2 protein-coding genes and 1 pseudogene are annotated in these 2191 nt (G+C 65.8%); 2 read left to right on the top strand and 1 reads right to left on the bottom strand.

The window, feature by feature from the left end; genetic code table 11:
* Nucleotide 1: 1 nt before the first annotated feature.
* Entirely contained in the window at nucleotides 2-640 is a 639-nt protein-coding gene (locus DI526_RS23365; protein WP_304283436.1) for a TetR/AcrR family transcriptional regulator, read from the bottom strand.
* 245 nt (nucleotides 641-885) lie between these two features.
* Here DI526_RS23365 and DI526_RS23360 point away from each other — a divergent pair.
* Nucleotides 886-1566, top strand: a pseudogene (locus tag DI526_RS23360) (VacJ family lipoprotein); the annotation flags it as partial.
* Nucleotides 1563-2191 (top strand): phospholipid-binding protein MlaC (locus tag DI526_RS23355; RefSeq protein ID WP_304283434.1); only part of this gene is annotated, 629 nt, incomplete at its 3' end. The pseudogene DI526_RS23360 and the gene DI526_RS23355, both read left to right, overlap by 4 nt.

The raw sequence follows: 2191 nt of genomic DNA, 5'->3' as shown, positions 1-2191 counted from the left end.
CCTAAATCTCAAGCCCAGACGAGGCCAACCCTCCACTAAATCCGCAGCCCGGCTGTCCCAAAACTTCTGACGACGGACAATTTCCAAGGCGAAGACGCTTGGCGGCCCCGTCGAGCATGTCCACCAGGACAAACGTGGCTTCATCAGGATCGTTCGGGATGAGGTCGCCTGCGACCTGAGCCGCCACCATCCGCTCGCGCAAAGGTCCCAGGGCCATGGTTTCCCACCGCTTCCACTTTGGCTTCATCTCGGCGGAAAACTGTCCCTCGGTGCGCTGGATCAAGCTGACCAGGCGACCGCTGTCGGGTGAAATGGTGTAGTCGAAGAAGCGTCGGGCGACCGTCTTCAAATCGTCGAGCGGGCGCGAGGCCCCACCGGTCGGAGCCTGTATCGACTCGCCGAGCGCCCGGAGTTGCTGCTCGATCACCGCGTCCAGCAATGCGGCCTTGCTGGGAAAACGCCGGTAGATCGTATGTTTCGTGACGCCGATGCTGGCGGCGATCTCGTCCATTGAGGCCTCGGCCACGCCCTTGTCGAAGAAGGCGGCCCGCGCACCGACGAGGATGGCCTCGTCGAGCGCAGTGGCCTCGGCCTTGGTCGGCCGGCCCGCGTTTCGGCGTCGTTCCGCGATCGTGTCCATGGCGTCTGCCTACCACGGCGGGGCCCTTCGGACCGAAAATTAAATGCACCACTCAGTTGCTTTATCAGCGCTGAGGCGTAATAGCACGCATGAGTGTCTTTTTGGGGTTCGAAGGGCTCGGGGTGCAGAGAAGCCGCGCACAAAACGTCGGGAAGGGCGCAGGTCTCCCCGTCAGGCACTGGATGCTGCTGGCGCTTGTTTGCCTGGGTGTAGCCAAATCCGACCTTGTCTGGGCGCAAGAGACGTCCGCCTCCGACCCGTTCGAAAAGGCCAATCGCGCTTCCTTCAAGTTCAGCATGGGCCTGGATCACGTGATCCTGGCGCCCATCGCCCACGGCTACATGGCCGTCACGCCGCACGGGGTGCGCGATCATGTCAGCGCGGTCGTCTACAATCTCGGCGAGCCGAACACGGTCATCAACCTGGTGCTGCAGGGCAAGCCCAAGCGCGCCATGCGTTCGACCACGCGCTTCATCGTCAACTCGACGGTCGGCGTGCTGGGCCTGTTCGACGTGGCCGCCAAGATGAACCTGCCGCGCCGCGACGCCGATTTCGGCCAGACCTTCGGCGTCTGGGGCGCCAAGCCCGGCGCTTATCTCTACGTGCCGCTGATGGGCCCGCTGAACGTTCGCGACGGCGTCGGCCGCGCCCTGGATATCGTCACCGATCCCGTCTCGCTCTATGTCGGCGGGCTGGACACCGACTTCGGCAAGGCCCGCACGGGCGTCACGATCGTCGACCTGCGCGCGGCGACCGACCCGGCCTTCCAGGCCCTGAAGGACGCTTCGGACCCCTATGTCACCACCCGCTCGGCCTATACCCAGTACCGCGAGGCGTCCGTCCGCGAGGCGGCGGGCGAGGCCGAGGTTCTCCCCGATTTCGACGCGCCGCCCCCGGAAGCCCCGCCGCCAGCACCCAAACCATGACCGGTAAGACCATGCAGAGCACCTTCTCCACCCGGCGCCCCACCCGGCGCGGCGCCAACGCCGCGCTTTTGGCTTTCTTCGGCGCCGCTGCGATGGCCGTCCCGGCCCTGGCCCAGAGCGCCCGCGATCCCGGCGCCGAGGCCTTCGTCCAGACCAAGGCCGAGCGCGTGATCGCCGTGCTAGCCGACAAGAAGCAGTCCGAAGCCCAGAAGAAGCAGGTCTTCCGCCAGGCCGTGGACGAGCTGGCCGACGTGCCGAAGATCACCAACTTCGTGCTGGGCAAGTACGCCCGCACCATCACGCCGGACCAGCGGGCGCGCTTCACCCCGGTGTTCCGCGCCTACGCCGAGAACGTCTACCAGTCGCGCATCGACGACTATCGCGGCGAGCAGCTGAAGGTGACCGGTTCGGTCGTGCGCAAGCCGGGCGACGTGATCGTCAACACCACCATCTCCGGCGGCCAGATCACCCAGCCCCTGCCGGTCTCGTGGCGCGTGCTCGGCAACGGCCAGACCTGGAAGGTGGTCGACGTCCAGTTCAAAGGCATCTGGCTGGCCATCACCCAGCAGCAGGACTTCGTCTCGACGATCGACAACGCCGGCGGCAACATCGACGTGCTGATCAA

Origin of the sequence: Caulobacter segnis (assembly GCF_003243465.1) — a bacterium.
GTDB classification, from domain to species: domain Bacteria; phylum Pseudomonadota; class Alphaproteobacteria; order Caulobacterales; family Caulobacteraceae; genus Caulobacter; species Caulobacter segnis_A.
The sequence above is the reverse complement of the archived record's forward strand: the minus strand, read 5'-3'. Positions and strand labels throughout refer to the sequence as shown.